Origin of the sequence: Bradyrhizobium sp. 26S5 (assembly GCF_036923295.1) — a bacterium.
In the GTDB taxonomy this organism is placed as follows: domain Bacteria; phylum Pseudomonadota; class Alphaproteobacteria; order Rhizobiales; family Xanthobacteraceae; genus Bradyrhizobium; species Bradyrhizobium septentrionale.
This window is the reverse complement of record NZ_CP145948.1, coordinates 5,386,644-5,412,879: the sequence shown is the minus strand read 5'-3', so window position 1 is coordinate 5,412,879 and position 26,236 is coordinate 5,386,644. Positions and strand designations below refer to the sequence as shown.

General features: G+C 59.2%; 34 protein-coding genes and 1 tRNA gene. 20 read left to right on the top strand and 15 right to left on the bottom strand.

Going from position 1 to position 26,236, the window contains the following annotated elements:
• Positions 1-414: 414 nt before the first annotated feature.
• Together V5279_RS25230 and V5279_RS25225 are read left to right on the top strand one after the other, a co-directional pair.
• Positions 415-1,038 carry a hypothetical protein gene (locus V5279_RS25230; RefSeq protein ID WP_338688985.1) on the top strand — a complete coding sequence of 208 codons (624 nt, stop codon included), beginning with the start codon at positions 415-417 and terminating at the stop codon, positions 1,036-1,038.
• Entirely contained in the window at positions 1,038-2,297 is a 1,260-nt protein-coding gene (locus V5279_RS25225; RefSeq protein ID WP_338688983.1) for a DNA-packaging protein, read from the top strand. Before V5279_RS25230 ends, V5279_RS25225 begins: the two co-directional genes overlap by 1 nt.
• Positions 2,298-2,337: 40 nt before the next feature.
• Here V5279_RS25225 and V5279_RS25220 read toward each other — a convergent pair whose 3' ends face one another.
• Positions 2,338-3,234 (bottom strand): hypothetical protein, encoded by an 897-nt coding sequence (locus V5279_RS25220; RefSeq protein ID WP_338688981.1) that lies wholly within the window; start codon positions 3,232-3,234, stop codon positions 2,338-2,340.
• A 326-nt stretch (positions 3,235-3,560) separates the two neighbouring features.
• On the opposite strand from V5279_RS25220, the gene V5279_RS25215 reads away from it, so the two are divergent.
• The 5 genes from V5279_RS25215 (at position 3,561) to V5279_RS25195 (ending at position 5,582) form a co-directional block, all read left to right on the top strand.
• Positions 3,561-3,764, top strand: coding sequence for a helix-turn-helix transcriptional regulator (locus tag V5279_RS25215; protein ID WP_338688979.1), 204 nt, complete (start codon positions 3,561-3,563; stop codon positions 3,762-3,764).
• A gap of 46 nt (positions 3,765-3,810) precedes the next feature.
• Positions 3,811-4,572 carry a hypothetical protein gene (locus V5279_RS25210; RefSeq protein WP_338688977.1) on the top strand — a complete coding sequence of 254 codons (762 nt, stop codon included), beginning with the start codon at positions 3,811-3,813 and terminating at the stop codon, positions 4,570-4,572.
• Between the two features lie 40 nt (positions 4,573-4,612).
• Positions 4,613-4,930, top strand: coding sequence for a hypothetical protein (locus tag V5279_RS25205; RefSeq protein WP_338688975.1), 318 nt, complete (start codon positions 4,613-4,615; stop codon positions 4,928-4,930).
• Entirely contained in the window at positions 4,918-5,142 is a 225-nt protein-coding gene (locus V5279_RS25200) for a cold-shock protein (protein WP_338688973.1), read from the top strand. The genes V5279_RS25205 and V5279_RS25200 overlap by 13 nt, the downstream gene beginning before the upstream one ends.
• A 161-nt stretch (positions 5,143-5,303) precedes the next feature.
• A complete protein-coding gene (locus V5279_RS25195) occupies positions 5,304-5,582 on the top strand; it encodes an RNA-binding protein (protein ID WP_338688970.1) in 279 nt (92 codons plus the stop codon).
• Here V5279_RS25195 and V5279_RS25190 read toward each other — a convergent pair.
• Complete coding sequence (locus V5279_RS25190; RefSeq protein WP_338688968.1) at positions 5,579-6,262, bottom strand: hypothetical protein; 684 nt, start codon at positions 6,260-6,262, stop codon at positions 5,579-5,581. The two genes, V5279_RS25195 and V5279_RS25190, sit on opposite strands and share 4 nt — an antisense overlap.
• Positions 6,259-6,825 (bottom strand): helix-turn-helix domain-containing protein, encoded by a 567-nt coding sequence (locus tag V5279_RS25185; RefSeq protein ID WP_338688966.1) that lies wholly within the window; start codon positions 6,823-6,825, stop codon positions 6,259-6,261. Before V5279_RS25185 ends, V5279_RS25190 begins: the two co-directional genes overlap by 4 nt.
• Positions 6,826-7,331: 506 nt before the next feature.
• Here V5279_RS25185 and V5279_RS25180 point away from each other — a divergent pair.
• Positions 7,332-8,339: an IS1 family transposase gene (locus V5279_RS25180; protein WP_338688964.1), complete on the top strand. Its 1,008-nt coding sequence runs from the start codon at positions 7,332-7,334 to the stop codon at positions 8,337-8,339.
• Here V5279_RS25180 and V5279_RS25175 read toward each other — a convergent pair.
• Together V5279_RS25175 and V5279_RS25170 are read right to left on the bottom strand one after the other, a co-directional pair.
• Positions 8,323-9,204 carry a hypothetical protein gene (locus V5279_RS25175; RefSeq protein WP_338688962.1) on the bottom strand — a complete coding sequence of 294 codons (882 nt, stop codon included), beginning with the start codon at positions 9,202-9,204 and terminating at the stop codon, positions 8,323-8,325. The two genes, V5279_RS25180 and V5279_RS25175, sit on opposite strands and share 17 nt — an antisense overlap.
• Before the next feature lie 148 nt (positions 9,205-9,352).
• The gene (locus V5279_RS25170) at positions 9,353-9,730 is read right to left on the bottom strand and encodes a hypothetical protein (RefSeq protein ID WP_338688960.1); all 378 of its coding nucleotides are present in this window, start codon (positions 9,728-9,730) and stop codon (positions 9,353-9,355) included.
• A gap of 157 nt (positions 9,731-9,887) precedes the next feature.
• Between V5279_RS25170 and V5279_RS25165 the strand changes: the two genes are divergently transcribed.
• The 4 genes from V5279_RS25165 to V5279_RS25150 all read left to right on the top strand — a co-directional run bounded on the left by V5279_RS25165 (position 9,888) and on the right by V5279_RS25150 (position 12,024).
• Positions 9,888-10,187, top strand: a complete 300-nt coding sequence (locus tag V5279_RS25165) for a helix-turn-helix transcriptional regulator (protein ID WP_338688958.1) — start codon at positions 9,888-9,890, stop codon at positions 10,185-10,187.
• Between the two features lie 321 nt (positions 10,188-10,508).
• Positions 10,509-10,808: a hypothetical protein gene (locus V5279_RS25160; RefSeq protein WP_166296088.1), complete on the top strand. Its 300-nt coding sequence runs from the start codon at positions 10,509-10,511 to the stop codon at positions 10,806-10,808.
• A gap of 22 nt (positions 10,809-10,830) precedes the next feature.
• Entirely contained in the window at positions 10,831-11,136 is a 306-nt protein-coding gene (locus tag V5279_RS25155; protein WP_338688953.1) for a YciI family protein, read from the top strand.
• A gap of 36 nt (positions 11,137-11,172) precedes the next feature.
• Positions 11,173-12,024, top strand: coding sequence for a class I SAM-dependent methyltransferase (locus V5279_RS25150; RefSeq protein ID WP_338688951.1), 852 nt, complete (start codon positions 11,173-11,175; stop codon positions 12,022-12,024).
• Here the strand turns inward: V5279_RS25150 and pepT are convergent, their stop codons facing one another.
• Positions 12,025-13,281 (bottom strand): peptidase T, encoded by a 1,257-nt coding sequence (pepT, locus tag V5279_RS25145; protein ID WP_338688949.1) that lies wholly within the window; start codon positions 13,279-13,281, stop codon positions 12,025-12,027.
• A gap of 113 nt (positions 13,282-13,394) precedes the next feature.
• Positions 13,395-13,694 (bottom strand): HU family DNA-binding protein, encoded by a 300-nt coding sequence (locus V5279_RS25140; protein WP_165123851.1) that lies wholly within the window; start codon positions 13,692-13,694, stop codon positions 13,395-13,397.
• A gap of 335 nt (positions 13,695-14,029) precedes the next feature.
• Between V5279_RS25140 and V5279_RS25135 the strand changes: the two genes are divergently transcribed.
• Positions 14,030-14,106, top strand: a tRNA-Asp gene (locus V5279_RS25135).
• A gap of 1 nt (position 14,107) precedes the next feature.
• On the opposite strand, the gene V5279_RS25130 is transcribed toward V5279_RS25135, so the two are convergent.
• From V5279_RS25130 to V5279_RS25110, 5 genes are all read right to left on the bottom strand, one after another.
• On the bottom strand, positions 14,108-15,514 hold the full coding sequence (locus V5279_RS25130) for a hypothetical protein (protein WP_338688945.1): 1,407 nt from the start codon (positions 15,512-15,514) through the stop codon (positions 14,108-14,110).
• The gene (locus tag V5279_RS25125) at positions 15,492-15,695 is read right to left on the bottom strand and encodes a hypothetical protein (protein WP_338688943.1); all 204 of its coding nucleotides are present in this window, start codon (positions 15,693-15,695) and stop codon (positions 15,492-15,494) included. Before V5279_RS25125 ends, V5279_RS25130 begins: the two co-directional genes overlap by 23 nt.
• Positions 15,696-15,794: 99 nt before the next feature.
• On the bottom strand, positions 15,795-16,676 hold the full coding sequence (locus tag V5279_RS25120) for a hypothetical protein (protein ID WP_338688941.1): 882 nt from the start codon (positions 16,674-16,676) through the stop codon (positions 15,795-15,797).
• Complete coding sequence (locus V5279_RS25115; protein WP_338688939.1) at positions 16,673-17,002, bottom strand: hypothetical protein; 330 nt, start codon at positions 17,000-17,002, stop codon at positions 16,673-16,675. The genes V5279_RS25120 and V5279_RS25115 overlap by 4 nt, the downstream gene beginning before the upstream one ends.
• Complete coding sequence (locus V5279_RS25110) at positions 17,002-17,205, bottom strand: helix-turn-helix transcriptional regulator (protein WP_338688937.1); 204 nt, start codon at positions 17,203-17,205, stop codon at positions 17,002-17,004. The genes V5279_RS25115 and V5279_RS25110 overlap by 1 nt, the downstream gene beginning before the upstream one ends.
• A 516-nt stretch (positions 17,206-17,721) precedes the next feature.
• Between V5279_RS25110 and V5279_RS25105 the strand changes: the two genes are divergently transcribed.
• The 3 genes from V5279_RS25105 (at position 17,722) to V5279_RS25095 (ending at position 19,269) form a co-directional block, all read left to right on the top strand.
• Positions 17,722-18,132 (top strand): hypothetical protein, encoded by a 411-nt coding sequence (locus tag V5279_RS25105; RefSeq protein ID WP_338688935.1) that lies wholly within the window; start codon positions 17,722-17,724, stop codon positions 18,130-18,132.
• An 8-nt stretch (positions 18,133-18,140) separates the two neighbouring features.
• Entirely contained in the window at positions 18,141-18,608 is a 468-nt protein-coding gene (locus V5279_RS25100; protein WP_338688933.1) for a terminase small subunit protein, read from the top strand.
• 187 nt (positions 18,609-18,795) lie between these two features.
• Positions 18,796-19,269: a hypothetical protein gene (locus tag V5279_RS25095; RefSeq protein WP_338688931.1), complete on the top strand. Its 474-nt coding sequence runs from the start codon at positions 18,796-18,798 to the stop codon at positions 19,267-19,269.
• Between the two features lie 212 nt (positions 19,270-19,481).
• Here V5279_RS25095 and V5279_RS25090 read toward each other — a convergent pair whose 3' ends face one another.
• Complete coding sequence (locus V5279_RS25090) at positions 19,482-19,649, bottom strand: DUF3072 domain-containing protein (RefSeq protein ID WP_338688929.1); 168 nt, start codon at positions 19,647-19,649, stop codon at positions 19,482-19,484.
• A 1,067-nt stretch (positions 19,650-20,716) separates the two neighbouring features.
• On the opposite strand from V5279_RS25090, the gene V5279_RS25085 reads away from it, so the two are divergent.
• Together V5279_RS25085 and V5279_RS25080 are read left to right on the top strand one after the other, a co-directional pair.
• On the top strand, positions 20,717-21,892 hold the full coding sequence (locus V5279_RS25085; RefSeq protein WP_338688927.1) for a calcium-binding protein: 1,176 nt from the start codon (positions 20,717-20,719) through the stop codon (positions 21,890-21,892).
• A 322-nt stretch (positions 21,893-22,214) separates the two neighbouring features.
• On the top strand, positions 22,215-23,345 hold the full coding sequence (locus tag V5279_RS25080) for a calcium-binding protein (protein WP_338688926.1): 1,131 nt from the start codon (positions 22,215-22,217) through the stop codon (positions 23,343-23,345).
• Here V5279_RS25080 and V5279_RS25075 read toward each other — a convergent pair.
• The gene (locus V5279_RS25075) at positions 23,331-23,507 is read right to left on the bottom strand and encodes a hypothetical protein (RefSeq protein WP_338688924.1); all 177 of its coding nucleotides are present in this window, start codon (positions 23,505-23,507) and stop codon (positions 23,331-23,333) included. The two genes, V5279_RS25080 and V5279_RS25075, sit on opposite strands and share 15 nt — an antisense overlap.
• A gap of 21 nt (positions 23,508-23,528) precedes the next feature.
• Between V5279_RS25075 and V5279_RS25070 the strand changes: the two genes are divergently transcribed.
• Positions 23,529-25,013 (top strand): serine/threonine-protein kinase, encoded by a 1,485-nt coding sequence (locus tag V5279_RS25070; RefSeq protein ID WP_338688922.1) that lies wholly within the window; start codon positions 23,529-23,531, stop codon positions 25,011-25,013.
• A 265-nt stretch (positions 25,014-25,278) separates the two neighbouring features.
• Here V5279_RS25070 and V5279_RS25065 read toward each other — a convergent pair whose 3' ends face one another.
• The gene (locus tag V5279_RS25065) at positions 25,279-25,488 is read right to left on the bottom strand and encodes a hypothetical protein (RefSeq protein WP_338688920.1); all 210 of its coding nucleotides are present in this window, start codon (positions 25,486-25,488) and stop codon (positions 25,279-25,281) included.
• Positions 25,489-25,722: 234 nt separating this feature from the next.
• Between V5279_RS25065 and V5279_RS25060 the strand changes: the two genes are divergently transcribed.
• On the top strand, positions 25,723-26,232 hold the full coding sequence (locus V5279_RS25060; protein ID WP_338688918.1) for a hypothetical protein: 510 nt from the start codon (positions 25,723-25,725) through the stop codon (positions 26,230-26,232).
• Positions 26,233-26,236: the final 4 nt, after the last annotated feature.

The following is a 26,236-nucleotide window of genomic DNA, read 5'->3' as shown; positions in this document are numbered from 1 at the left end:
AATTCTCTAGTGATTTAGATGGGTTGCAAAGTTGTAACCGTTGTAACCGTTGATTCTTTTAATTGAGAGCAGAGAACAGAGTCATATAGCTGCAGGCGACAAAGCCCCCGTGGAAATTCAACGGTTACACGGTTTCAACGGTTACACGGTTGCAGCCGATATGATTCTATTCGCGCGACACGTCGTCGACCTTATCGCGGCCCGTTTGTCCCACGGCGTTTCGACTTGGCGGACGTTCGTCGTGGTTCCAGAAAGCGTATGGTAGGCTTTTAGAGTACCAATCAGATTTGTATTTGTTGGATAATTTCCTCGAAATTGGATTCTCTCCCGGATATGGTCCCGGATGGCTTAGTTGCATGTGCAACGAACTTGTGATATTGGTTTAATAATGCAACTAGTTTTTGCGAGTTAGTTTTGGGCAAAAAGGGTCCGCGCTGCAGCGTCTGCGACCATGCTGAGAAGTGGCGTATCGAATTGCTGCGCGCAGGCGGTGCGTCGCTCGATAGCTTGGCCGAAAAGTTCAAGCCGCTCAGTCGAGATGCCATCCATAGGCACTGGCACAACTGTGTGACCGCCGACGCCAAGGCCGGTTACCTGGCCGGCCCAAGCCAGATGGAAGCGCTGCACGCCAAGGCCGCGGCTGAGGGCGAAAGCGTTATCGATTTCCTAAGGATCACCCGAACCGCCTTGATGAGCAGCCTAGCGGCCTGCAGCGAGGCCGGCGACGCGCGAGGCGTGGCGATGGTCTCAAACTCCCTGGTTGGCGTGCTCGAACGAATGGCCAAGATCACTGGTGAGCTTTCAGCACTCGCGGGGAGCACCATCAATGTCACGAACATAATCAACAGTCCGATCTTTGCGCGACTGCAGGCTGCACAGCTCCGCGCACTCGCCGCATATCCGGAAGCCCGTGCGGCGACCGTCGCGGCCTGGCGCGAGCTTGAATCGGAGACGGCCGATACACCCGCAAAACCCAAGGCGCCCATTGTTATCGAACACGTTCCGACGTTGCCGCCCTGTCCCGTTGGATTGCCCTGATGACCAGCATCGTATCAGCGCTCGCCGACGCCCTTGAAGATGGCGGCTGGCGCGCCAAAGCCCGCCCAAGCCAGTTGCCTCCGTCCGGCGATTGGAACGGCTGGATGATCCTCGCCGGCCGCGGCTTCGGCAAGACCCGCGCAGGAGCAGGGTGGGTGCACGATCTGGTCGAGACCCGCCAGGCTGGCCGCATTGCCCTGGTCGCCGCCACCGCGGCGGACGCGCGCGATACGTTGGTCGAGGGTGTCTCTGGACTGCTGAACACCACAGCGCCTTGGAACAGGCCGCAATACGAGTCGAGCAAACGCCGGTTGACTTGGCCGAATGGCGCTATCGCGACCACCTTCTCCAGCGAGGAAGCCGACCGCCTGCGCGGTCCGGAACACGACGCCGCTTGGGCGGACGAATTGGCCGCGTGGACGGATGTGCAGGGCACGTGGGACATGCTGCAATTCGGTCTGCGCCTGGGGAAGCGCCCGCGGTGGCTCGTGACCACAACGCCGAGGCCGATCAAGCTGCTTAAAGAGCTGTTGGCGCGCCAAGATAGGGACGTCGTCGTAACGCGTGGCTCGACCTTCGAGAACGAAGCGAACCTTGCGCCCACCTTCCTGGCCGCGGTCCGGCAGCGTTACGAAGGTACCCGCCTTGGCCGTCAGGAATTGAATGCGGAGCTGCTGAGCGACAATCCGGGCGCGCTCTGGCAATTGGACTGGCTGGACCGCGATCGCGTCTCTGTGGCGCCCGAGCTGCGTCGCATCGTGGTAGCAATCGATCCGGCCGTCACGAGCCACGAGGGCTCAGATGAGACCGGGATTATCGTTGCGGGCGTCACAAGGGACGACGACCACGTGTACGTGTTGGAGGATTTGTCCGGCCGCTATGCGCCGCATGAATGGGCCGCCAAAGCGATTGAAGCTTATCGCCGGCACAAGGCAGACCGAATCCTAGCCGAAGTGAACAACGGCGGCGCCATGGTCGAAGCCACAATCCGCGCCCTGGATCCGCGTGTAAGTTTCAAGGCGGTACATGCGAGCCGCGGCAAGGTGGTGCGGGCGGAGCCGATCGCCGCTTTGTATGAGCAGCGGAAGGTGCATCACGTCGGTAACTTCCCCGTGCTGGAAGACCAGATGTGCGCGTTCACTTCCGACTTTGATCGTACTCGCAGCGGTTATTCGCCTGACCGTGTTGATGGGCTCGTGTGGGCGCTGACCGAGTTGAGCGGGCCGCAATTCAAGATGTGGCAAGCGGAGTTACGTTGATTTGAGAGTCTGATCAGGCTGACATTGTCTATCCGCTGAATTAGGCTCCAAAGATCTTGGCGATGAGCGTAAGTGCTCCGGAAGCGATGATGCTGCCGCCTGCGCCGGACAGCGCATTTCGAAGGTCGGTAACCGCGCGTAGTGCTTTCGGTTGGTCAACCGTCGCAGATTGGGATTGCCGTTTGATCTCGGCGAGCGATTCCTGCAGCAGTCTCGAATCCGCACCTGCTGCTTTGAGTGACTCGATGTATGGAGCTATTTCATCGGTCAGCCGCTTCATTTCATCGACAGAGATACGAGAGGCGCTCACATCACCCGTTGCGTTGTTTGAACCAAGGTTCCCGACCATCGATCCAATCGAGCCAATGTTAATTGTTGTCGATGCTTCCTTAGCCATTTGTCGTTCCTCGCGACTGAAGCTCAAGCCTTCACCTTTGACGCCGGCTCGTTCCAGTTTAAGCGCCCATTCCAAGACGGTGTTTCGAACCGCATCCAATAGACCATGCACTTGACTGGTCGATATGTGGACCGCCATCGTTCCGAATGAGACACCGATCAGATCGTTTAGTTGTGTGATCATTCCGGGAGACAGCGGGATTTGAACGAAGGTGGTTACGGTGTCTCTCAGTATGGCTTCGATGGACGCGACCGACTGCCTGACGGGGCACGTTGACAACATGTAATCTAGTTCAGTGTTACCCAAAATGATCGGTATCCAGCCGCGATACGGATTCAGCGCCATTGGCTTCCCCGCTAGTTCGCGATAGTCAGGCAATTTGGCGCCCGCCGGATATCCGTTCAATTCATGCTCGACCCACGTCTCAGCAGGAGGGAGACACAGCTTCACCGCGGCTGCTCTGACTTTGCGAAGTAGCGCCGAAATGGTCACTTTTTCATCGAAAGCATCACGTTGAATTTCTTCGATCAGCGTTGTCATCTGCGGTCTCGAAACAATTGGCCCCCTCGCGAATCATCAACGAGGGATGGTGGCACGGTTCGGGCACACGCAGTGCCAGCGGAATGCCGTTGTCCGCACTATTCACAAGGGCCCATGGCGGATGGGGAGGGCAACGATCGCCAATTCGCTGCAGTGGTGCGCATTTAGGTTTAGTTTACTTTCACCATGCTATGATCGCGCCGTGGTCGAATGTGGCCATTGGGGCCGGGATGGCCGACACTTGACCGGGACGGTCGGGAACGAACGCAACAAGCGCTCGCCCGGCCTTTTTTATTTGCGGCGAGCGGTAACCGGAGCCGCGCCCCGTGTCGCAATCACTGATCGTCTTTGAAGCCCTTGCAGCGAAGGGCATTGCCCTCTCGAAATCACAGCTTCTTCGCCTCGAACGCGTCGGCAAGTTTCCGACGCGCGTCACGATTTCGCACACGCGCGTCGCCTGGATTGAATCCGAAATCGACCAGTGGATTGCCGCGCGCATTGCGGCACGTCGCCAACTCGTCGCGGCTTGATGTTGACTGTCAACATCCCGAAACACCAACATCAGGAATCGAATTAATGTCACTGTACAACGAACTCGATCGACGCTGGTCCCCGAATTATGATCGGCACTCGACCGCAAAAGCAGTGAAGCCGCACTTTGCGGCCGTCCTGAACGTTTTGGTCGAAATTGACGCCAAGCGCTCGGCAGCAAACGCCAACAAAAACCTGTCAGACGTTGGTCGAGCGGACGAACTGCGTAACTTCGCGCCGACTCTGGCGCCCGCCATGGCGAGGGCTCGCGGTGCGATTAGCGGAGCCAAGGAAGCATTGGCCCGGCAGCGTGCGAACCTGGCGCCGGTCCCGAAGGATCGAAACGACATCGCGTCGGCCATTCTGCGGTCGGACGTTCGCCGTTTCAATCAAGGCAAACCTGTCGCCGAAATCATTCGAATGGCTGAGTCGGATTCCACTGTGATGGAAGCGATTTTCGAAGGGCCAGCGGCGCTTTCTGGTCTCACAGTGGAAGTCCGCGACAACATTCTGAAAAGCTACCTCGAAAAGCACGCCGCCCCGCAGCTCGCCGCAATCTCCGAACAGCAAGAGGCGATCGCCCTTATCGAAACTGGCATTGGCGCGGCAAGCTCGGCACTCGCAGATGTGGCGGGAATTCAACCGGCAGCATTCGACGCATGGCTGCTTGAGAAAGCGCCTCGTGAAGCGCGGGTCGCGGCCGAAGCGTTCGCGCCGCCGACCAAGTCGGCGAGCACACCAGATGAATTTTTCGAGAAGCTGCTCAGCGAAGGTCGCGCCGAGCTAGCAGCGATAATGGCGAGCTAACGGTGGTCCGGACGTACGACCACCGATTTGGAGCGCGGAGTTGCGTCTCGTCCCGCCGCAACTCCGCCGGCTTCAAGCGGTCGCCGCGGCCGAGCGGGCGGAGGTTGAACCAGTGTCGGCAGCAATCATGCTTCGTCAGCGCAACTGCATTCACTTGGTGGTGGACGCGGCGTCCTATTTTTCAGATGGAGACATCGCCGGATTTCTCAACAAGTGTCAGGCAATGGAGGAAATTCGTTGCGCAGTGACCACGCTCGGGGCGTCTCGGTGGCAACCGATTGTCTTCGATGCAATTCAGATCGCACACCGCTACGCGACTGAAGCTCAGAAGCACGGACCCGAGGCATGGACATCATGAGCGCGGACGACGAGTATGGCGTCGTCAAGTTTTTTAGAGCCGACCTGGGCTACGGGTTCATTTACTCGGACCACGGCGGCAACGACATCTACTTGCATCGAAAGCAGATCCTCCCAGGGACAAATCTGGAAAGTGGCTCGCGCGTGAAGTACGAACTGAAACACGGTGCCGTCAACGACAAGCTCTGGGCCAAAAACGTGCGGTCGGTTTGACTAAGGATTCAAAATGCCTATTGCCGAATTCAATAGCCAACTTTTCCACCCGGTAGGAATGCCGCTTCGGCAGTTCTCGCCATTCCCGTCCGGGAGCTTTACCGACAGCAACATCAACGCCGCCAACTTGGCCGTTGTGATGATCGGTCAGATTTGGTGGGATGATCATGCTGCGCCCATTGGCTCAAGGTAAGGGGCTATCTCCCGTGAGCGGCCATCCTAAACGCCCCAGAGACCCCAACCAGCTCGCCAAGCGGATCATTGATATCGCCACCGGCGAAACGCCCGACCGCGATCCTACGCCAGAGGAAGAGGGCAAAGACCCGGCTGCGGTGGAGTTGGGGCGAAAGGGCGGGAAGGCTCGGGCCGACTCCATGACGCCGAAGCAGCGTTCTGAGATTGCCAAAAGGGCGGCCGCGAAGCGCTGGTCCAGCGACTAGCCGCCAGATAGCTTCGCTTCGATGGCCCCCAGCGCGGCTATGTGATCGAATGTAGTGAGCGGCGCACTTGAATAGTAGCGCTGCTGCTCCGGCACCGTACCGGCCCTCAGATCAAGAACGAGCCGTGGGAGAATGATGGGGAGAGCTCTCTCCGACATTGGTCTTTCAACAAGGAAGTCCATGCGACCCAAAACTACCTTTACATCGCTGCCGCTGATTTTCTTAAACTCACCTGCGACGAGCCCCTCCAATCCCAAATTCGGTTTCAGGGCTGCGCTAAGCGGCGCGTCGAATTCGACCGCGAGAGTGCTGAGGTTGATTCTTTGAATCGGTGTAGAGATTGGCCTAAATTTAAAGGTTTCTTGGAGCCAAGTAACAAGATCGGCCAGGAAGGCTTCGGAACGCTCCGTTAAGTTGGTCACCGCCACGAATCCATCACTGAACGCGGTGAATTCTACGATGTTGATCAGTTGCCCGTCGTGCTGAAAGATGCCCGATTCAAACTTGAGCCCATTCTTACTTACCGCCTCAGCAACCAGGGACGATGGTATGCGCTCGAAGTTGTATCTTTCTTTGATCGCAATAACGAGCTGTTGAGCAAGAATTCCACCAAGCGGGGCAAATTCCTCAACGGGGAAAAGCCACGTTACTCGACCGGATTCATACGTGATGATTTTCATGAGACTAGACGCGGACGGCTTTGTTCATACGAATAGTCCGGCACACGGCTCGCAATAACCCCAGCGTTTCTCGCAACGGCTAGATTATCATTTACCGCTGCATATGCGGCGGCGCGCGGTGCCTGCTGTTCCGACAGATCAAGCGCATGGGCAAATGCTTGACCTCGCGCTGAGGCATGCCCTCGCGCTTGGGATGCCCCTGAGGGTTCAAGCTTTGAAAGCGTTTCATAGATCGTATCGGGTTGGAGCGCTTCCGGTGTCATCAGTCGCGTTTGATCCAGAAAATCTGAATAAGGGACGAATTTGACAACGAGCGCCACGTCAGCGGCGCACGCCACATCAAGCAGCGTCTGTACGCTGACTTTGCCGTACTCCCTATTCTCCAGTCGCGAGATGGTACTCTGCTTCTTCCCTGTGAGTTCGGCGAACGCCGCTTGCGTAAGTCCAAACTTCTCTCGCAGAGCCTGCATTTGGTATGCGATATAGCCGCGCACGCGCGACTGCAGATACCCGTCGCGATACTTCTTGTCCGCAAAATGCTTAAGCTCGTTTCGGTCTGTCACAGTAGGGGGCCCTTGCCGGATTGTTTTCAACTTCAGTCTTTCGGGAGGGAAGTAGTTTCTTGACGCCGTGAGGCGTCCAGACGCCGTCTTTATGAAAACCGATTTCTAAAATGACGAACTCTTGCCTCGCTCCACTATGAAATCCCCAAATCCTCCATTCCACATCCGCACTTAGACGCATCTCGATAATTCTATTTTTCTTGTCGAAGAAGCGGGTCCAAGGTTCCCTCCAATTCACCATCGTCTCCAATCCGCTGAACACCGATTCGTGTGAACCGTGCGCATCTGGATTGTTCGCGTGCCAGCGATGCCAAAGGTTTGGCCTTCCCCCGTCATCGTAGCAGCGATACTTCCACATATAATATAACAATTTTGCGATAAAGCTAGACTGGCAGCCACAAATAGTATATCGGCCCCGATTCACTCAACAGGAGCACGAAAAGCCATGCGTTAGCTAGAGTTCCATTGAAAGATACGAATATGCTTGACGCTAAGCAAAAAGGGTCATGAACAAGCTGGACCGAAGGGCGCGCGCCCAAATCCTGCACCTCCTCTGCGAAGGGCAGTCGATCCGCGCCATTACCCGGCTGACGGGGGCCAGCAAGAACACGGTCGCCAAGCTGCTGGTGGACGCGGGCCATGCCTGCGCCGCCTATCAGGACAAGACGCTTCGGAACCTGACGTGCAAGCGCGTCCAGATGGATGAAATCTGGAGCTTCGTTTACGCCAAAGCCGCTCCGGCGAGCGCTGGCGACGTTTGGACGTGGACCGCCATCGATGCCGACACAAAGCTGATTGTAAGCTGGCTGCTCGGCGCTCGCGATCTGGACGCCGCTATGGCATTCACCCATGATCTCGAAAGCAGGCTGGCCAATCGCATCCAGATAACGAGCGATGGGCACGCGCCTTACCTGCAAGCCGTTGATGCTGCGTTTGGCGGCGAGGTGGATTACGCCATGCTCATCAAGCTGTACGGCGCTGCCCCTGAGGCGGAAGTCCGTTACATCCCGGCCAAGTGCATTGGCGCCCGCAAAGAGCCCAAGAGCGGCAACCCGGAATGGAAGCACATCAGCACGTCCTATGCCGAGCGTAGCAACCTCACCATGCGAATGCACATGCGCCGGTTCACGCGATTGACGAACGCCTTCTCAAAGAAGGTTGAGAACCACGCCGCAGCGATTGCGCTGCATACGATGTACTACAACTTCGTTCGCATCCATCAGACGCTCAAGGTTACGCCTGCGATGGCCGCTGGCGTGACTGACAAGCTTTGGGAGATGGACGATTTAGTTGCCATGCTGGAGCAATGGGAACTGGCAAACTTCAAGCCGGAGTATCAGTTCGTGGTCCGGCAATACGCCTTCGGTAAGGGGCATTCGGTCAGCGTCCTTTGGCGAGGCGGGGAAGTGGATAGCATCTTTGGCTTTGCCTGCGAGCATGAGGCGCTGGAGTGGATTAGGGAGAAATCACAAGCGTGGCTGCTGGACGCGAAGGCAGCTAACGCCGATAAATGACTTGATCTTTATATCCTTCCGCGTCCGGATCATTCGTGCAGAAGAATTTCTCTGATCGAGGATCGTAGCGAAACCTGTTTTGTAAAAGTTTGCTCTTTCGATGAACCTCCAGAAGTCCGTCCTTCATCTGCCATTTAAATTCATTGCTGTTGCCTCCCTCACCGAATGTGCCATCAGCCAGGAATTCCAGTTCCTTTTTTCCTTCCGGGTATGCCGGGTTATAATCAAGCCACCAACCGCGCATCAGGAGTTTTGCTGGCGCGTCCTTAGGTAACTGTTGCGTTAGGGTGTGTTTACCGAATTTATCGGCATCGACGGATTTGACGGGCGGCTTAGGCTGATCTGGCTGCGGCTCGCGTGTTGGATTCAGCCTCTCCCATTTGGCGACTAGCGCCAGTAGATCGGAATTGTTGGTGGATTTAGCGTAGCTGCGCAACTGATCGCGCGAGACGAGGGTGTGTACGTTGGGCTTGTGGCTCCCCAACTCTATATATTCCAGCTTGCCAGTTCGGATGGCGTCCTTGAGCAGTCGGTGCCGGCTCAATTGCGGTTCTTCGTCGTATTTTTGATCTATCGTCTTTCCAACGGAAAGGCAGGCGATAGCGGAAAGCTCTAATTGATCTCGCTCAGCCCATAGGTTTTGGTGTCTCCGGCCCCGAATCCAGAGCGCCAGCAGTAGAAGCAGAAGGGCGCTCGATACTGCCCAAAAAATTAGCCTAGCAATCTCCGGGGTGACGTGAGGCGCCCATGCCATGAGATAGGCGCCTATATCATTGTAGTAGCCAAGAGCGGCGCAGATGGCGGCAGCCACGGCAGCCAAGCTCTTAGCAATGAAGCTAGTTGTGAAAATGCGGGCGAAATCCATTCTGAGAGTGTAGGCGCAGGTTCCCGTTCCGGGCGAGTCCCGGACAAAGCTCCTCGGAGTTAACCAAGAGATTTATTTCGGGGTCAGTTTCCAAACTGACCCACTACCCGGAAGCCGCCCCGCCGAGGATTGGTTAATTGTGCTTCGCTCAACGATTATAGTACCCCCGCCACACTCCGCGCTCTGGTCCGAGGCTCCGCCGCAGGGTGACAAACTTCTCCGTCATTCGCCGGCCGCGGCAATCAGTGTGCCAGAGCACATCCGCTTCCGTGAAACCGAGCGCTCGAAGCTTGTCCTGAAATACAAGTGCTGCTCCGTCGCGCACACTCTCGGCCGTCACCATGTTGAAGCCGCGACGCCTGGCTGCGGCGACTTTGACCCTGATCGCCGCTGGTTCTGTCTCAGTTTCATATGCTGTTACGGCGGCCTCGTAGGCGCTTCGGCTGGCGGAAAACTCGCGCCATGCGTTGCGGTTCGCAAAGTAGGCACCTGGCAGTTCCGGCGTTGCGAGGGCGAGTAATGTCATGTCAATTCCCCTGTATGAGCGGCGGGCCATTCCGTCGCTGTGTCAACAAATATAGTTGCGACGCAAATCGAATGTCAATGGAATTTATTGCGATACGTCGTAATATATTATACTGACATGGAGCGGGGCGTTTTCCCGTGCGTATTGGAGCAGCAAGATGGAAGTGACAGGCGCCCAAATCCGGGCGGCGCGGGCTTTCCTGAAATGGACGATCGCGGATCTGGCGAAGGCGGCCGACGTCGGCATTTCGAGCATTCAGGTGATCGAGGCAAACGATGGGCCGCCAACGATCAAAGGCGGGGGCGTCGAGACGACCCTAGATCACCGGGCGACGGCGCGCGCAGAAGTGGTCAAGAAAATCGAGCGCGCCTTAATTGACGCAGGAATCACGTTTTTGCCTGCGAGCGCGCAGGGAAACGGCATCCGCGGGCGCACCAAAGATGCGGAACGTGAGTAAAACCGTGAGTAAATCTCCGAAATCCAAAATTTGCGAATAAAAACAAAGCCGCTTGACACTCTCGCCGCCTACCAGCCTTCGCCCTGCGGGCTACGGCTCGGCAGGCCAGCCTTTGCGAAGAAATATCCCACTTGCTCGGTGCCGCAGGGCGAAGGCTGTCACGCCGAAGCTCGAAGAGCGCAGGCGGACTGGCTCATCACCGATCACTGCTGTTCCCCTGCGGACCAAAGTATGATTCCTGTCATCGTCATTCTCGCCGCGCAGGTTTGGAATCGACCTCGCTGCGATGCTATTATCTCAGCCTAACCGGGAACCTGATGCATGCGCAAACTCGCCGCGATTCTTTTTCTTGCCATGATTGCCGGACCTGCCTTGGCGCAGGACCATGTGCAGCGCTATCGCGAAGAGATCGAGAAGTCACCGGCGGATACCGCCAACGAACAGCGGCAGCAGCGCGCCTACCAGCGCGCGCTCAGCGGCGTGCCGGATCAGAAGCCGACCGACCCCTGGGGCATCGCGCGCAGCGATGGGCAGGGCGCGCCGAAGGCGAATGCCGCCAAGACCACTGCGAAGACGCCTGCGCCGAAGCAGGCCAAGCCGACGAGCGCAGCCGCCAAATAATCCGAGACCGCGGGCCAGGTCGATGAAGTATTACGTCTGTAAATTGACCGGCCCGCGTCCGACCTTCCCGCAGGACATGACGCCTGAGGAAGCCGCGATCATGCAGGCGCACGTCGCCTATTGCGGCGAATTGCTGCGGGCCGGCAAGGCGCTGGTGTTCGGTCCCGTGGCCGATCCCGCCGGCGTCTGGGGGGTGGGCGTGCTGCAACCGTCCGACGATGCCGATCCGCAGGAGATCGTCGCCAACGATCCCGTCACCAAGGCCAACGCCGGATTCACCTATCAGGTGATGCCGATGCTGCGCGCCGCGACGCGCGCGAGCTGTTAGCTTCGCCGGAAGCTTCTCAACAAAGGTTTTGTTCGCATGAACGCAGGCCATCCGCAAAACGCCGATCAGATTGCCTATTGGAACGGGCCGGGCGGCCAGCGCTGGGCCACCAGGCAGGCCGCGCAGGACATCGTGCTGCAGCCGGTGCTCGACTTCTTGATCGATCGCGCCGCGCCGAAAGCCGGCGAGCGCGTCGTCGACGTCGGCTGCGGCAGCGGCGCCTCGAGCTTTGCGCTGGCAGCGAAAGTCGCGCCAGATGGCCACGTGCTCGGTGTCGACGTCTCGGAGCCGATGCTGACGCGGGCGCGGCAGAGCGCGCCGCAGGGATTGCCGGTCGAGTTCGCGCTCGCGGATGCGACGGTCTATCCGTTCGCGCCCGAGAGCTTCGACCTGCTGGCCTCGCGCTTCGGCGTGATGTTCTTTGCCGATCCGGCGGCGTCGTTCGCCAATCTGCACAAGGCGATGCGGAAGAGCGGGCGTCTCGCCTTTGCCTGTTGGCAGGAGCCGCGCGAGAATCCGTTCTTCATGGCGCCGCTGCAGGCGGTCTACAAGCACGTGCCGAAGCTGCCGCAGCTCGGCCCCGAGGATCCCGGACCGTTTTCGTTTGCGTCCGAGGCGCGGGTGAAACGGATCCTGGGCGAGGCCGGCTTCTCCGGCATTGCCATGGAGCCCTGCAAGGTCGAGCTCGACGTCGCTGTTGGCGGTGGCATGGATGCGGCGATCCAGGGCGCGCTCGAGATCGGGCCGGCCAGCCGTGCGCTGGAAGGGCACCCGGACGACGTGCGCGCCGCCGCCATCGCATCGATGCGCGAGGCACTCACGCCGTTCGCGAAGGGCGATGCCGTGCCGCTGCCCGGCGCGATCTGGATCGTGACGGCGCGGGCCTGATCAGGCCCGCTCCTCCCAGATCATCGCCAGATGCACGATGGTCTGCACGGCCTTTTCCATGTCCTGCCGGCTGACCCATTCGAGCCGCGAATGGAACGCGTGCTCGCCGGCGAAGATGTTCGGGCAGGGCAGTCCCATGAAGGACAGCCGTGAACCATCGGTGCCGCCGCGGATCGAGGTCTTCACCGGCGTCAGGCCGGCGCGCTCGATCGCCTCGATCGCGTGGGCGACGATCTGCGGGTGGCGATCGATCACCTCTTTCATGTTGCGGTATTGCTGCTTGACCTCCATGCGGTAGGTCGAGCGCGGATACGCCTTCATGGCGTCCTGCACGATCGCTTCGAGCAGCGCTTCCTTCTGCTTCAGGCCGGCCTCGGTGAAATCGCGCACGATGAAATCGATCCGCGCGTTCTCCAGCGCGCCGGAGATCGCGACCGGATGCAGAAAACCTTCCTTGCCCTCGGTGGTCTCGGGCGAGCAGTGGTCCTTCGGCAGGCGATCGACGATCGCGGCGGCGATCTTGATCGCGTGCTCCATCTTGCCCTTGGCGAAGCCCGGATGGGTCGCGACGCCTTCGATGATGATGCTGGCGCCGTCGGCCGAGAAGGTCTCGTCCTCGATATGGCCGGCGGTCTCGCCGTCCATGGTGTAGCCGAAATCGGCGCCGAGCTTCCTGATGTCGACCTTGTCGACGCCGCGGCCGATCTCCTCGTCCGGCGTGAACAGGATCTTGATGGTGCCGTGCTTCACTTGCGGATTGGTGATCAGGAAATGCGCGGCATCCATGATCTCGGCGAGGCCGGCCTTGTTGTCGGCGCCGAGCAACGTGGTGCCGTCGGTCGTGATGATGTCGTTGCCGATCTGGTCGGCCAGCGCTTCGTGCTCGGCGGCGCGGATCACCTGCGAGGAATCGGTCGGCAACACGATGTCGCCGCCGCGGTAGTTCTTCACGACCTGCGGCTTGACGTTCTTGCCGGTGCAGTCGGGCGAGGTGTCCATGTGCGAGCAGAAGCAGATCACCGGCACCGTCTTGCCGGTGTTGGCCGGGATCGTCGCATAGACGTAGCCATGCGGATCAAGATGCGCATCCGCGACGCCCATCGCCTGCAACTCGGCGACCAGCAGGCGGCCGAGATTCTTCTGCTTCTCGGTCGAGGGCGTGGTGGGCGAATCCGGGTCGGATTGGGTGTCGATCGCGACATAGCGCAGGAAGCGCTCGGTGACGGTGTGCTTGAAGTCGAGAGCCGGTGCCAGCATGAAGACCGCGCAGGGGTGGGGACCAGAATAGGGAGCTTAACAGAAAAGCGCCACTCCGGGGCCGCGTCGCGAGCCGGAATGGCGCTTTGTCTTAACGGAGAGAGTACGAAACCTTAGACGGCTTCCTTCAGCTCCTTGGCGGCGCGGAAGGCGACCTTCTTGCTCGCCTTGATGTGGATCTGCTCGCCGGTCGCCGGGTTGCGGCCCATGCGGGCGGCGCGCTTGCGGACCTGGAGGATGCCGAGCCCGACGATCCTGATACGCTCGCCCTTCTTGAGGTGCTTGGTGATCCGGTTGACCATGTCGGTCAGGATCGCCTCGGCCTGCTTCTTGGAGAGCTCCTGCTCTTCGGCGATGGCCGCCGCCAGGTGCTTCAGCGTGATCGTCGCCGGTGTCGCTGCTTTCTTCGCCATGTCTGGCCCTCCTCGTTGCTGAATGGCTGGATTGCTTGCTACTTTCGCGCGAATGGCGTGCCGTTCGCGTCGCGAAAAGTGCGTCCGAAAAAATCCTGAAACCGCCGATTCTGGGAACGGGCAGCGCCGGGCCGGCCACAGGAAACCCAGACCTATCAGGCCTTAGTTGATTCGGGGCTTTACTGACTACGCCGTTTTGCCTGAAAACAGCCGACAACTCGGGCCTCGAGCGCAAAAATGCCCGTGCTGTGCAGGGATCCGGAACGTCCTTGACTAACGGGATGCGGCCCTTTATGCCCTCGGTCCTGCGCGGATCAATCCGATGATCGGCATCCGCGGGAGTAGCTCAGTTGGTTAGAGCGCCGCCCTGTCACGGCGGAGGCCGCGGGTTCGAGTCCCGTCTCTCGCGCCAGTTATTTCAATAACTTAGCTGGAATGTCGGTCCCCAAAAGTATTTCTTGGGGCGTGGCAGAAATACTTTTTGCCACTTTTTGTTCCTCAAGCAGCTTCGCCCCGATGATGCGCGCCCGGTCGAAACGGCGGGCGCTCACGACGTTCACCGGGTTGTAAGTCTCGCGCAGCTTCTCGTTGCGGTCGACCGTGTTTGCCATCTTGTTGGATTGATCCTCCACAGTGGCGCCGCCGACGTCACCCTCTACCGCGCCGGAACGCCGCATATCCTGGAGCTGGCGCATTTCGGACGGCCCGAAAGCGAGTTTCCGGACCTCGGCGAAATCCTGGTTTGCGCTGCTCTTGGTGTAGGGCCGGGAAGGGACGTGCCTGCCGCCGCCGTGATCGCCGCCCCACTGGCCGGTTTCGCCGTTTCGGCTCACGGGGCGTCCGCCGCGCGTCCAGAACAAGGGCGTTTTATCGAGCAGCTTTGCGCCGCTGAACTGCTTCGCGAGGTAGGCGCGCAGGATCGCCAGTGACCATGCCGAGAGCGTCGCCGCAGCCGCGCGCCCGGTTTTCGCGCGATCGAGCGCGAAGTAGACGCCGACATTATCGAGCCGCGCCTTTTCGAAGTTGAGGCTGCGCGTGTCGATCGGCGAGAGCTGGCTATCCCAAGCCACGGCCATAAGAGCCGCGAGGCCGTAATAACCGTTCCGCCATGCGACTTGGACCAGCTTCAATACCTGTTTCCGGTACCACACCTGATCGCGGGGCTTCGGTGGCGTGTTCGGGAACGTCTTCGCGGGGTCGGCAGTCAGGTCGCAATACTTCATGCCGCCCATTTTCTTCCAGAGCGCGCGCCAGACCTTGATGACCATGAAACGCTCGGTGACGGAAACCTTGCTCTCGATCTCAACGACAAGGCCGGCCGGTTGTCCGGTTGCCTGATCAAGACGCAGGAAGTGTTCCGGCGTGATGGTGCGCGGATCACAGTCCGCGAATTTCGGTTCAAGCCACTTCCACGCGCGCGGCCAGCTATCCCGCTTCACCTGCTCGTTGGTCCAGACAATGCCCTTCGCTAGTCTGGCCGCCTTGCGGATCGCCATGGCGCGCTGGTAGCCGTCCCCGACACTTCCGGGGGGATATTTGGGTGACATCTCTACGCGCTTCTGCGGGGCCGGGAGACCAAAGCGCGCAGCATCCCACGCGGCGTTCAATTCGACCGCCTTCATTTTGTCTTCGGTGCTGGCGGTGGGATACCCCTTGCTGTCGACGCCGGGGCCGCCTGGCCCCATCTTGACCGTGAAAAACCCATGGGCGCGCATGGGCTTCGTCGGCTGCCATTTCCAGCGGCCTTTCGAGTAGACGAAATACCTGATGCTATCGCGCCCCATGGCGGCCGTGTTCTCAGCCCAGCTTTTCGCGAGCATCGCGCAGGCGCGGAGTCGACGTCAACTCCGGGACGTCCGGAAACAGCCGCCTAAAGCGGGCGCGGCGCCAAATCATGATGGCGTCGAGTGCGAAATTGCCGGTGGTGGGGTCCGCCGGAGGAAAGCCGCGGTCCAGCAATGCCGGCAGGCTGGCTTTGAACTGCGCGAGATCCTGCCCCATCACTTTGGCGGCCTCGGTCGGAGTGATGTCGCCGGGCTCAATGGTTCGAGTACGTCCCACTAAAGAAAAATCTCCATGATTTGCGAGTGTTTGGGCATGTTACGCAGCGACGACGTCGGGCAGCTTGCGACCATCTGGGGCTAGTCCGTGCTTTTGGAGCAATTCGGGTGATGCTCGACATCCGGACAGTCCTGGTTCCGGACCAGCATGACGAGACCAAACCCGCGTCCGCGCGTAGAACTTCACCGCGCTTTCAAGCTGCAATTCGCTAATGGCCGTGCCCTTCGCTTCGGCAAGGGCCGCGACGGCCGCATGATCCGACCAGCGCTGCTGGTTGAGCCAGGTGCAGGCCTGCGGGATGAAGCGCGTTCCGATGTTGCCGCGCGCCTGCTCATCGGCCGCGAGCTTCGCAGCAGCTGCGATCAGCATTGCCGGATCCAGCCCGGTTTTCACCAGCGAGTTGAATCTGGTTTCGGCCGGCTTGCGCGGGTTCGGACCATCCCGGCGAGGATAGGCTTGCCAGAACTCATCGAAGCGCGACGGCTCAGCGCTACGCTTGGCCGCTATCGCTTCCTCAAGGTCGATTTGCGCGCTCGCCGGGCGGTTCTTCGCCCGAGTGTCTGTCTCTCTCTCTGCCTCTGTCTCTGTCTTTAGTGCAGAAGCAATTTTGCAATCTGCTAGCGGATCGCTAGCGCCTTGCTCCAGACAGAAGAATTCCTTTTGCAACAGCGGCTTGAGCGCTTCGTTGAAGTCCTCAACGCTCATGCGAAGTCGGTACGCGATATCGTCGAGCGTCTCGGTTATGACGCCGTTTTCATACTCGGCCGCATACAGCCACAACATGGGCGCTAGCGCCCTGCTAGCAACCGGCAAGCGCTGGAAGTCGATGTTGTCGAGCAGCGGCCGATGCAGCTTGATCCACGGCGGCCGCCGCTCTTTGTAGTGTTGGAACGTTTTCCAGTCTTTCGGTGTCAGGCTCAAGCTAGCGCCCCCGCAGCTCTGGCGCCGGCGTGCGTGCTTGATTGTTTGATCTTGTTCCAGCAGGAGCCGCAGAAGTAGCGGAACGCTCTGTCTCGGCTCCACGGCATTTTGCCGGTGGCTGCTTCCATAGCGCCTTGGACGTCGTGAACATCGAGATCATCTAAGAACGCGCGAATGCTTGCTAGGCGATTTTTATTTATCGCGTCATCACGAAACGCTTGCATGAAGATTTCAGCAGCGAACCAGGGCTCGTCGTCACGCTGCTGCTTGCGCGCTTCTAGGTTTTCACGGTGGAGGCGGGTCGGATTGACGTGTGGCTCCGTCATCAGGCGGCCACCTCGGTAGCGGCGACTGCGGCGCTCTGGAAGGCCTCGACTTCATCTTCAAACCAGACAACCGCTCGTGCGTCCGGATCCAGCTTTCTGCCGACGGGAAATTTTCCCTCAGCAATCTTCCTATAGAGTGTCGGCTTCGCCCATCCGGTGGCACTTAGAACCGCCGGCAGCCGCAGCACTTTCCTGATAGCCATCTTGCCTCCTGTGTGTTGGGGAGTAACGCCACCAACATCGGGCAAGTCTCCTAATACGCCATGCGGTATCGTGCGATTTTCCCAGAGCGCACACAGATGTTTGCATAAGACCCTTTTGCTCGCGCCCGCCAGCGAACTTGGGATGTCAATTTTGCGCAGGGCCGGGAGTTTCCAACGGCGCAGTAAGACCGGCCGCTAAAGCTTGGAATTGGAAGCGCTTTTGGCCCCGTTCAGCAGGACCTGATGCGCCCCTGCTCGCGGCGGACTTCGTATCGTCCAGCGGGCGCACGGTCACAAGTAACGCTGTGGCTCCCGCGCTTCTCGCACCAACCACACTAGTGAAACGTTTCGCGCAACGATGCAGAAACGTTTCGCGGTTCGCAGATCTCGATCGCTGTGCTGCCGCTGTTGTGAGAGTTATCCCGAGAAATCGGAAGACTGTTCGCTTTCCAATAGGCAAATTAAGCAAATCGGCGGCCTTCTACTCGTATGAGCATCGCTGATTTGCGCTCCCGAATGGCTGATGTGCCCGACATCGAAACGCTGACGCTCGCGCTGTCGGCCGGCTATCAGCACCTCACCTGGGCCAATGGTGGAACGAGCGCCAGCGTCGGCGCGTTCGCTTCCGACCAGGACATAGAGGACGCAATCCGCAACGCGACGCGGCTCCCGGCCGTCTCGATCATCCCCGACCAACTGAAAGAAAAAACCATGAGCGTTACCGGCGCCGACTATGCTGGCGGTTCACTCTCAACCCGCCTTCGCGCGATCCGCCAGAAGGTCGAGAACACCAGCACTAAGATGGACGCGGCCCTGACCAAAATGGAACAGGCCGCTGATGCTCATGACCAGCTCGCAACGACGGTAGAAGGCGAGGCCGATGCGCTCATGCGGGAAGTCGGCCAATTCAGCAACGGGGGCGAGTAAGTCCCCTTATGGCTCGTCCGTCCGACTACTCCCTCCAACTCGCTGCCCTGATCTGCGACCGGATGGCCGAAGGCGAAAGCCTGCGCACCATCTGCAAGGATGAGGACATGCCTGCTCGGTCGACCGTGTTCCTGTGGCTGGCGGCGCACAAAGAGTTCTCGGACCTATACGCGCGCGCGGTGGAAGCTCGGGCGCACCTCCTGGCGGAAGAAATCCTCGAAATCTCCGACGACGGCCGTAACGACACCTACCGGGATGACGATGGCAACGTGATGACCGATCACGACGTCATCGCGCGGTCGAGGCTTCGGGTCGATAGCCGGAAATGGCTGGCGGCTCGCCTCGCGCCCAGGAAGTACGGCGACAAGATCACGCAAGAGGTCACCGGCGCGGACGGCGGCCCGATCAAGTCGGAAGTCACTCGGATTGAGCTGGTCGCGGCTCCGATCCCGGCGAACCTCGGGGATGCATCATGACGCGCGGACCGCTCCACGGTGTTGCCCTGGTCAAAATCTCGACGTCGCCGGCGCGCGTCGACAACGAATTTTACGCCGTGTTCGTTCACGGCGAGATGAGGCCAATTCAATGGGCGTCCTGGTCGGCGGCGAGCGCCCATTTTCACGCTGAGTGCAGCACCGTCGACCGCAAAACGAGGGAGATCGCGTGAGCCAAACCGAACAACAGTTGCAGGATCGCGTACAGGAGCTAGAGGCGCTGCTAGGCGTCGGCAATGACGACGTTTCGCGGCTGTTGACGGTGCTCGATGCTACGCCGCAGCAATGCGAAATGGTCGGCTTCATGCTCAAGCGGGCAGTTGCCGGCCGTGAGGCCATGTTCACGGTGTTGTTTGGCGCTCGGCCTGAGTGCGACAAGCCGGAAATGAAGCTGATTGACGTGCAAATGGTCAAGGTGCGGGCCGCGCTCGAAAAGGTCGGGATCGTCGTCAGCACCGAATGGGGCGCCGGCGGCTGGTCTCTCACGCGATCGGACAAGGCCAAGCTCCGCGCCATGATGGAAGGCCGCGAGCCGCCGCCGGCGTGCGCTACCAGCTTGCCAGCGCCTCGGCCTCCTACGCTGACGCCTGGCGCGCGGGAAGCGATCCGCGATCGACGCGCGGCCTTCCTGGAGGGCGCGTGATGCTCCTGATGAGGGGGGCGATGTGGGCATCGAACTTAACAACCTCGAATTTTACAGGGCCGCGCTGGCTGACGACGATGAGGAGATGGTGAGACTTCTGATGTCGGTGGGGTATGAGAGGCACGAAGGCCTTCGTCCTCGCACACACGTGCGAGGAGACCCGGCGCGGTTTTGTTTCAAGAAGGACTAGCTCTCCAGTCCGGCCTTATCCCTCAGCTTGTCGACTTCCTCGGAATCTTCAGCCTTATTGGCCGGGCGAGGGACCGGCTTATGCGCCTGCTGGGGAGGGTCTTGAGGTAGGATTCCTGGGCGCTCGTCATGGGGTCATCGCCGGAAACCCAGCTCTTGGGGTCTTTCTGAGTGTTATCAGCCCGCTTCATTCGGCAAGGCGGCCTTCACCGGACGGATACACTCAAGTGGGTAGTGGGTCAGTTTGATTGTGGCAAAGTTATTGGTTGGAAAGTTGACAGTTTGCAAGCCATATTGGGGGCATGAGCAAATCTCCTCGTGTCACCTTTACTCCCAAGCGGATCGCCGAGGGCAATTGGCAGATTGAAGCCAGTATCCCGGGGGCGGAAATCAGTATCATCAACGGCCTCACAAGCAACGAGGACGCCCGCGAGTGGATAGATGGGAACCGCAAGATAATTTGGCTAAGATCGCAGGGTTATGCGAAATGACCCCAAGCTTCCTAGAGACCCCGACCAGCTCGCCAAGCGAATCATTGATATCGCTACTGGCGAAAAGCCGGACGACGTTCGGGACGCTACCCCTGAGCGCGCTCGCAGTGGGGCTAGCCGGGCCTCGAACATGACCCCTGAGCAACGGGCGGAAGCCGCTAGGCTCGCGGCCCAAGCGCGCTGGCGCAAAAAGGGCTAGGCCGCCTCGTCGGCAGCTTCCAACTCGGCAAGGTCCATAGTGAAGTCAAACACGATCTGAATCGGCTCGGCGTCAGGGTGGGCGTCGTTGCAGCTGTCTACGTCCACCTTCATTTGGCGTCAGTCCCCCATAATACCTTTCCGCCGGTGCTGAAAGGATATCTGCATGTGATCGCGCGGGGCAGTGCGGATAACGTCCCAACCAATCTCAGTCTGCCCTTCGGAGGTGATCGGGGCAGGGTGAAGCAAGCGGACACGCCGCCCCTTCCGGTCGGTCATGTACTCTTCGCCCATGCCGCACCTTCCGCAAGGTTTGATTGGCTTGCTCTCAATGTTGGCGCGGACGCCTGCGGTCTAATGTGCATCCACTACGACCAGCCTGCCGGCGCACCGCCGCCGCGCGAGAGTTACCGCGATCGACGCCGCAGCTCTGCCGGGGGCTCGTGGCAGAGCGTGTAACTGCCGCTTGGTTTCCAAACCTTATAGCCCATTGGGGCTTCAGTTGTTAAGATACTCTATGCGCAATTCAAGGTGGCGCTACGGTACGTAGAGCAAGAAGGAATTTTAGGATGACAACTTTTTATGGGACTGATGCTGACGATGTTGTCACGCCGGTATTCTTCGACCCTGGTTATAGCAGCCTATACGGAGGGAACGGTAACGACGACCTTGGAACGACGATCGCAGGCTTCGTCTATTTAGACGGTGGCTTGGGCAACGACGTATTGTATCCGCTCTCCGGCAGTAATGCTGGTGGCCTATTTGATGGTGGTGGAGGCAACGATTGGATTTCTGGCAGCGTTTTCTACCAGGGAGTCGAGTCCATGTACGGCGGGGACGGCGATGATGCAATGGACGATCAATTCGGATCATCCATCTACGTCCCACTATTGATGTATGGAGGAGGAGGAGCAGATTATCTCCACGGCGGCCTGGGAAACGATACGCTCTACGGCGGCGATGGCAATGAGGACGGTCACGCTATCATCGTTGCCGGAGGCACCAGCAAAGCCACGGGAAGACAGGCCGGGTTGTATGGCGGCGACAATGAAGACCTTCTTTACGGAGGAGACGGCAACGATCTTCTATACGGAGGCGACGGAAACGACCTTTGCTATGGTGGACTCGGTAACGACACTTTCTTTGGCGGCAACGGTAACGACACGCTCATTGGGGACGGAGGGACTGACCTTCTTGAAGGCGATGCGGGGGACGATTTCATCTATTTGTCTAATGGCAACGGCAGCACAGCGTACGGCGGGACCGGGAATGACGTGTTCGTAGCGACCCAAGGCAACGCCGTCATGATTGCCGAGGCTGGCAATGACACGATGATGGGCAGCGCAGGTAACGATTATTTCTACGGCGGCACCGGCGACGATGTCATGTACGGCGGCGACGGCGTTGATGTCCTGATCGGCGGTGCCGGCAACGACTATTTTGATGGCGGCACTGGGGTGAACTACTATTTCGGCGGTGACGGCGGCGGCCCGGGCACGGGTGTCGGGAATGACGTCTTTGTCGCGAATGATATTCCTAGCGTACAGGTCATTCAGGACTGGACGTCGAGCCTAGATACGATTCAATTCAACGGTTCGGATTTCACATCGTTCTCAGACTTGCTCGCGCACTCGTACCAGAACGGCGCGTACCTCGTTGTCCAGGTGGATGGCGACACCGCGGTCTGGCTGAACGGCGCTACCGCGGGCACAGTCACGGCTGCGAATTTCTCAATCGTGAGCTGACGCGGTATGATCGTCGCGCGTAACGCGGACGCACTTGGCCAGCATTCACTGTGACCAGCCCTCAGGCGCGCCACCTGTTCGAGAGCGATATCGTGATCGAGGCCGCAGCTCTGGCGGCGGGTCGTGGCAGAGCGTCTAAACCCGGCACTTTGTCCCCAGAGGACGTCTGCTTGCCGCATAATCGAATCACGCCGTCTATGGACCGAAAGTCTTATGAAGTGCGGGACTGTTCACAGACGCAACCGTTGATTATTGTTCGGCCGATATCCTCAACTGCAAGTGCGCGGGTTCGGTAAAAATCAACAATCAGGGAGCGTCTGCGATGACAACCTATGTCGGCACCCTCGGCGACGACAACCGCACGGGTGCCGCTGGTGAGGACGTCTTTTATGGTCTGGACGGCAACGATACGCTCGCCGCTCCGTTAGGAAGCGTCGTCTATGGCGGAAACGGAAACGACAGTCTCAACTCCAGCATTCAATCGATAATTTACGGTGGCGAGGGGAGCGATACGCTGGGTGGAATTGACGCCAGTTTTTACGGCGATGGCGGCGCCGATTCGATCCAAGCATCGGGCGGCATTGCCTATGGTGGCGACGGCAATGATACGATCTCAGCGGGTTGGGATGGAGCTTACAACATTGCTAGCGCCTATGGCGGCCTCGGAAACGACGTCATCACGGGGTACGGATCAGCGATCGACGGCGGCGGCGGCGACGATACGATTTATGACGGCACCACAGGCTTAGGCGGCCTCATACTCATCCAGGGCGGCGACGGAAACGACACCATCGTTGTCAGTGGAACTGCGTCGATGAACGAAACCGTGATGGCCTACGGTGGACTGGGCAACGACAGCATCTACGGCGGACAAGGTGCAGACATCCTGATCGGTGATCAAGGTGTCGACCTTCTCGAAGGCAACGCGGGCAATGATTACCTGTACATGCCTTCCGGCGGCGGCTCCGTCTATGGCGGCGACGGCAACGACGTGGGTATCGGATCGGCCGCGGTGGACGTCTTCAGCGGCGACGCCGGCGATGATGTTCTCTACGGATATTCGGGCAACGATTATTTCTACGGCGGTTTCGGTAACGACGCGATGTACGGCGGCGACGGCGTCGATGTCCTGATCGGCGGCCCCGGCAGCGATTATTTCGACGGCGGCACGGGTGTGAATTACTATTTTGACGGGAGCGGGACACCCCGTTTTGGTGCCGACACATACGTCGTCAACGATGTACCGAGCGTCCAGGTGGTGCAGGACTGGAATGCCGCGACGGATGTCGTTCAACTAAATGGGTCTGGCTTCACGTCCTTCGCCGATGTCCTGTCGCACTCGTATCAAAACGGAGCCTACTTCGTCGTCCAAATCGACACTGACACGGCGGTCTGGTTGAACGGCGCAACGGCAGTCACGGTCGCGGCGGCTAATTTCTCAATCGTGAGTTAACGCAGGTTGATCGTCATGCCGCGCCGCCGCCGCGGGATCGGTACCGTGATCGAAGCCGTAGCGCGGGTGGCGGGTCATGGCAAAGCGCTTGAAATAGGGGTCGTATAAGCCCAGCGGGATTGGCTTTTGATGGACGCGAGGGTAGCATTCGATCGATCCCACCAACCAAACCGAGTGTTTTTCGTGTCGATTGTCAATTTAAGCGATCAATGGACCTTAGGCGTGCAGATCGGCGGCGGCGGCTTCGGCAAGGTTTATGAAGCCACAAATGCCGATGGGAAAAATGCTGTTATTAAGTTGGTCCCAGAGGCCCCGGGTGCAGAACGGGAGCTTCTGTTTGTCAACTTGGATGGTGCACGCTATGTCGTTCCGATCCTAGACAGCGGCGAGTACGAAGATAGCACCAATCAGACGCAGTATTGGGCCTTCCTTATGCCGCGCGCGCAGAAATCGCTGCGGGATCATCTTCTGGCAAATGGAACGCTGCAGCCACTCGACGCGATTTCAATTTTGCTCGACATCGCTGCGACGCTTTCCGATCTCGACGGTAAGGTCGTCCACCGGGATCTGAAACCTGAGAACGTGCTTTTGTTGGACGGTCATTGGTGCTTGGCCGATTTTGGCATTTCGCGCTACGCTGAGGCGACAACGGCGCCTGATACCCGGAAGTATGCCTTCTCGCCAGCATATGCTGCTCCGGAACGTTGGAGAATGGAACGCGCAACCGGCGCGGCAGACGTGTACGCGCTGGGTCTAATTGCGTTTGAAATGCTAGATGGCGCGCTTCCCTTCGGAGGGCCCTTTACTGAAGATTATCGAGAGCAGCATCTGGATTCGGACGTGCCGAGGCTCAAGAGCGGCGCGGCTGGTATACGTGCGCTCGTCGCTGAGATGCTCTTCAAGTCGCCCGGTGCCCGGCCTTCGCCGGCAAACCTACTGGCCCGTCTCGAGGGCTCGAAGCAGCAGCAAGGATCGGGCGGACTTGCAAAGTTGGCTGAGGCGCACTTGCATGAAGTTGTTCGGCAGGGCGAAAGCGAACGATTGGAGTTTCAGGAGCTCAAAGTTCGGGAGACGCGAGCGGGCCTTTGGGCGGCGGGATCGTCGATACTGAGGGGCGTGCAAGAGGAGTTGCTCCAAGCTGTACGAGACACCGCTCCGAGTGCAAAAACGACATACTATAACCAAAAGAACGGGATCACGATTTATCTCGGATCCGCGAAACTCGAGCTCGCCGCTGTAAATCGGACGCAGATCAATCCATGGCTTTGGGAGGCGCCAGCGTTTGACGTCGTCGCGCATTCCGGAGTCATTTTAAGTCGCGTGACACCAGATGATCACGGGTATTTGGGGCGGAGCCACTCCTTGTGGTATTGCGACGCTTTCGAGCGTGACCGATTTGAGTGGGTAGAAATGGCGTTTATGATGACGCCTCTCTCACGTCAAACAAATCCATATAGCCCGTTCCTGGCGGAGCCTGGCCAGATTTCTGCGCAGGCCTTGTGGAATGGATTGGCTGAATTTCAGCTTGCGTGGCCGATCGAACGACTCGACCCCGAAGAATTCACCGATCGATGGGCGAGTTGGTTGGGGGATGCTGCCCAGGGTAAGCTTCACATGCCTTCCAGCATGCCAGAGAGAGAGACGCCGAGAAATTGGCGCCAAAAGTGAGTCGCGTTTGCGATGTCCGAAGTTCCGGCCGCAGCTCGGGCGGCGGCTCTTGGCAGAGCGCGTGAAGAGGCGTCTCGGCTAAAGCCGATGGCCCCGAAGGATGCGATTTGCTTCCAAACACGCGGCAACCCGGGAGCGTGCATCGGCTATGCACGTCTCGGTTACGTCGACGCGGCCATTATAAACTCGACCGCGGCCCGACTTCAAAGCCGCGATCGAGTTGCGCTCGAGCGCGATGCGCTTCTGGTTGGCTCGGATCAATAGCCTAATCATCGTGACGCTCTCCATGCGAACAGGGTGAAGTTGGCGGCTGCAATGCGGCGATCAGATGGCGCTCGACGATCTCAGCCCAAAGGCTACCAGGGCATATCCACGAGCGGGCGGCGTTCTTGGCAAGCGCATAGATGGTCGATTTGGGGCGCGCTGCGGCGAAAAACGCCTGTGTGAAGATCATTTTGAAACGATTTTTCGCCATACTTGATCTTCAGCTTTACGGCGCCGAGCAAGCAGCAAAAAGGCCGGCGATTGCAGCGCCGGCCTTCCTGATACGCTTGCAAGGATGGCTCCCCGGCAAGCTGCCTCCGGTTTCGACCGGAGGCAGCCCAAGCCTGCAAGCCAGATGCGGCTGGATCATGGCAGGCTGGGCCCCGGGAAAATCATTTCCACCGCGATGTTAGGACCAAAATTCAATCCGAACGGATGAATTTTGATGTTTGACGACGCGGGCGGCTACGGTACGGGCGAAGAGGGCGAGCGCGAGGCGCTCGCCGATGCCGACCAGATTTTCCAGAAGCTCCAGAAGTGGTGTAAGACTGATTTCAACAGCAAGGGCCAAACCCGCTGGCGCCGCGAGGCCCGCGAAGATTTCGACTTTGAGGCCGGCGAACAGCTCTCCGAAGATGACAAGCGCATTTTGGAGGATGCCAAGCGCCCAATCGCCATTTTCAACCGTGTAGGCGTCACGATCGACGCCGTTACCGGCCAAGAGATCGGCAACCGGCAGGAAACGGCCTATCTGCCGCGCACGCAAGGCGCAGTGAAAAAAAACGAGCTGCTGACGTCCGCCGCAAAGTGGTTCCGGCAAGAGTGCGACCCTGAGGATGAGGAAAGCGACGCCTTCCGGGACGTGGTGGTTTGCGACATTGCTCGAGATCGGCGACGCGCCCTCTCGTTCCAGTGCATGACCGGCAAGCCGGGCCGCAACGCAATTGGAGCGTGAACTA

What these genes read in the sequence shown, in the direction of transcription:
- V5279_RS25225 (WP_338688983.1), top strand. Translation starts at nt 1,038, where the DNA reads ATGACCAGCATCGTATCAGCGCTCGCCGACGCCCTTGAAGATGGCGGC.
- V5279_RS25220 (WP_338688981.1), bottom strand. Translation starts at nt 3,234, where the DNA reads ATGACAACGCTGATCGAAGAAATTCAACGTGATGCTTTCGATGAAAAA.
- V5279_RS25210 (WP_338688977.1), top strand. Translation starts at nt 3,811, where the DNA reads ATGTCACTGTACAACGAACTCGATCGACGCTGGTCCCCGAATTATGAT.
- V5279_RS25200 (WP_338688973.1), top strand. Translation starts at nt 4,918, where the DNA reads ATGGACATCATGAGCGCGGACGACGAGTATGGCGTCGTCAAGTTTTTT.
- V5279_RS25195 (WP_338688970.1), top strand. Translation starts at nt 5,304, where the DNA reads ATGATCATGCTGCGCCCATTGGCTCAAGGTAAGGGGCTATCTCCCGTG.
- V5279_RS25190 (WP_338688968.1), bottom strand. Translation starts at nt 6,262, where the DNA reads ATGAAAATCATCACGTATGAATCCGGTCGAGTAACGTGGCTTTTCCCC.
- V5279_RS25180 (WP_338688964.1), top strand. Translation starts at nt 7,332, where the DNA reads ATGAACAAGCTGGACCGAAGGGCGCGCGCCCAAATCCTGCACCTCCTC.
- V5279_RS25175 (WP_338688962.1), bottom strand. Translation starts at nt 9,204, where the DNA reads ATGGATTTCGCCCGCATTTTCACAACTAGCTTCATTGCTAAGAGCTTG.
- V5279_RS25170 (WP_338688960.1), bottom strand. Translation starts at nt 9,730, where the DNA reads ATGACATTACTCGCCCTCGCAACGCCGGAACTGCCAGGTGCCTACTTT.
- V5279_RS25165 (WP_338688958.1), top strand. Translation starts at nt 9,888, where the DNA reads ATGGAAGTGACAGGCGCCCAAATCCGGGCGGCGCGGGCTTTCCTGAAA.
- V5279_RS25160 (WP_166296088.1), top strand. Translation starts at nt 10,509, where the DNA reads ATGCGCAAACTCGCCGCGATTCTTTTTCTTGCCATGATTGCCGGACCT.
- V5279_RS25155 (WP_338688953.1), top strand. Translation starts at nt 10,831, where the DNA reads ATGAAGTATTACGTCTGTAAATTGACCGGCCCGCGTCCGACCTTCCCG.
- V5279_RS25150 (WP_338688951.1), top strand. Translation starts at nt 11,173, where the DNA reads ATGAACGCAGGCCATCCGCAAAACGCCGATCAGATTGCCTATTGGAAC.
- pepT (WP_338688949.1), bottom strand. Translation starts at nt 13,281, where the DNA reads ATGCTGGCACCGGCTCTCGACTTCAAGCACACCGTCACCGAGCGCTTC.
- V5279_RS25140 (WP_165123851.1), bottom strand. Translation starts at nt 13,694, where the DNA reads ATGGCGAAGAAAGCAGCGACACCGGCGACGATCACGCTGAAGCACCTG.
- V5279_RS25130 (WP_338688945.1), bottom strand. Translation starts at nt 15,514, where the DNA reads ATGCTCGCGAAAAGCTGGGCTGAGAACACGGCCGCCATGGGGCGCGAT.
- V5279_RS25125 (WP_338688943.1), bottom strand. Translation starts at nt 15,695, where the DNA reads ATGGGGCAGGATCTCGCGCAGTTCAAAGCCAGCCTGCCGGCATTGCTG.
- V5279_RS25115 (WP_338688939.1), bottom strand. Translation starts at nt 17,002, where the DNA reads ATGACGGAGCCACACGTCAATCCGACCCGCCTCCACCGTGAAAACCTA.
- V5279_RS25110 (WP_338688937.1), bottom strand. Translation starts at nt 17,205, where the DNA reads ATGGCTATCAGGAAAGTGCTGCGGCTGCCGGCGGTTCTAAGTGCCACC.
- V5279_RS25105 (WP_338688935.1), top strand. Translation starts at nt 17,722, where the DNA reads ATGGCTGATGTGCCCGACATCGAAACGCTGACGCTCGCGCTGTCGGCC.
- V5279_RS25100 (WP_338688933.1), top strand. Translation starts at nt 18,141, where the DNA reads ATGGCTCGTCCGTCCGACTACTCCCTCCAACTCGCTGCCCTGATCTGC.
- V5279_RS25090 (WP_338688929.1), bottom strand. Translation starts at nt 19,649, where the DNA reads ATGAAGCGGGCTGATAACACTCAGAAAGACCCCAAGAGCTGGGTTTCC.
- V5279_RS25085 (WP_338688927.1), top strand. Translation starts at nt 20,717, where the DNA reads ATGACAACTTTTTATGGGACTGATGCTGACGATGTTGTCACGCCGGTA.
- V5279_RS25080 (WP_338688926.1), top strand. Translation starts at nt 22,215, where the DNA reads ATGACAACCTATGTCGGCACCCTCGGCGACGACAACCGCACGGGTGCC.
- V5279_RS25065 (WP_338688920.1), bottom strand. Translation starts at nt 25,488, where the DNA reads ATGGCGAAAAATCGTTTCAAAATGATCTTCACACAGGCGTTTTTCGCC.
- V5279_RS25060 (WP_338688918.1), top strand. Translation starts at nt 25,723, where the DNA reads ATGTTTGACGACGCGGGCGGCTACGGTACGGGCGAAGAGGGCGAGCGC.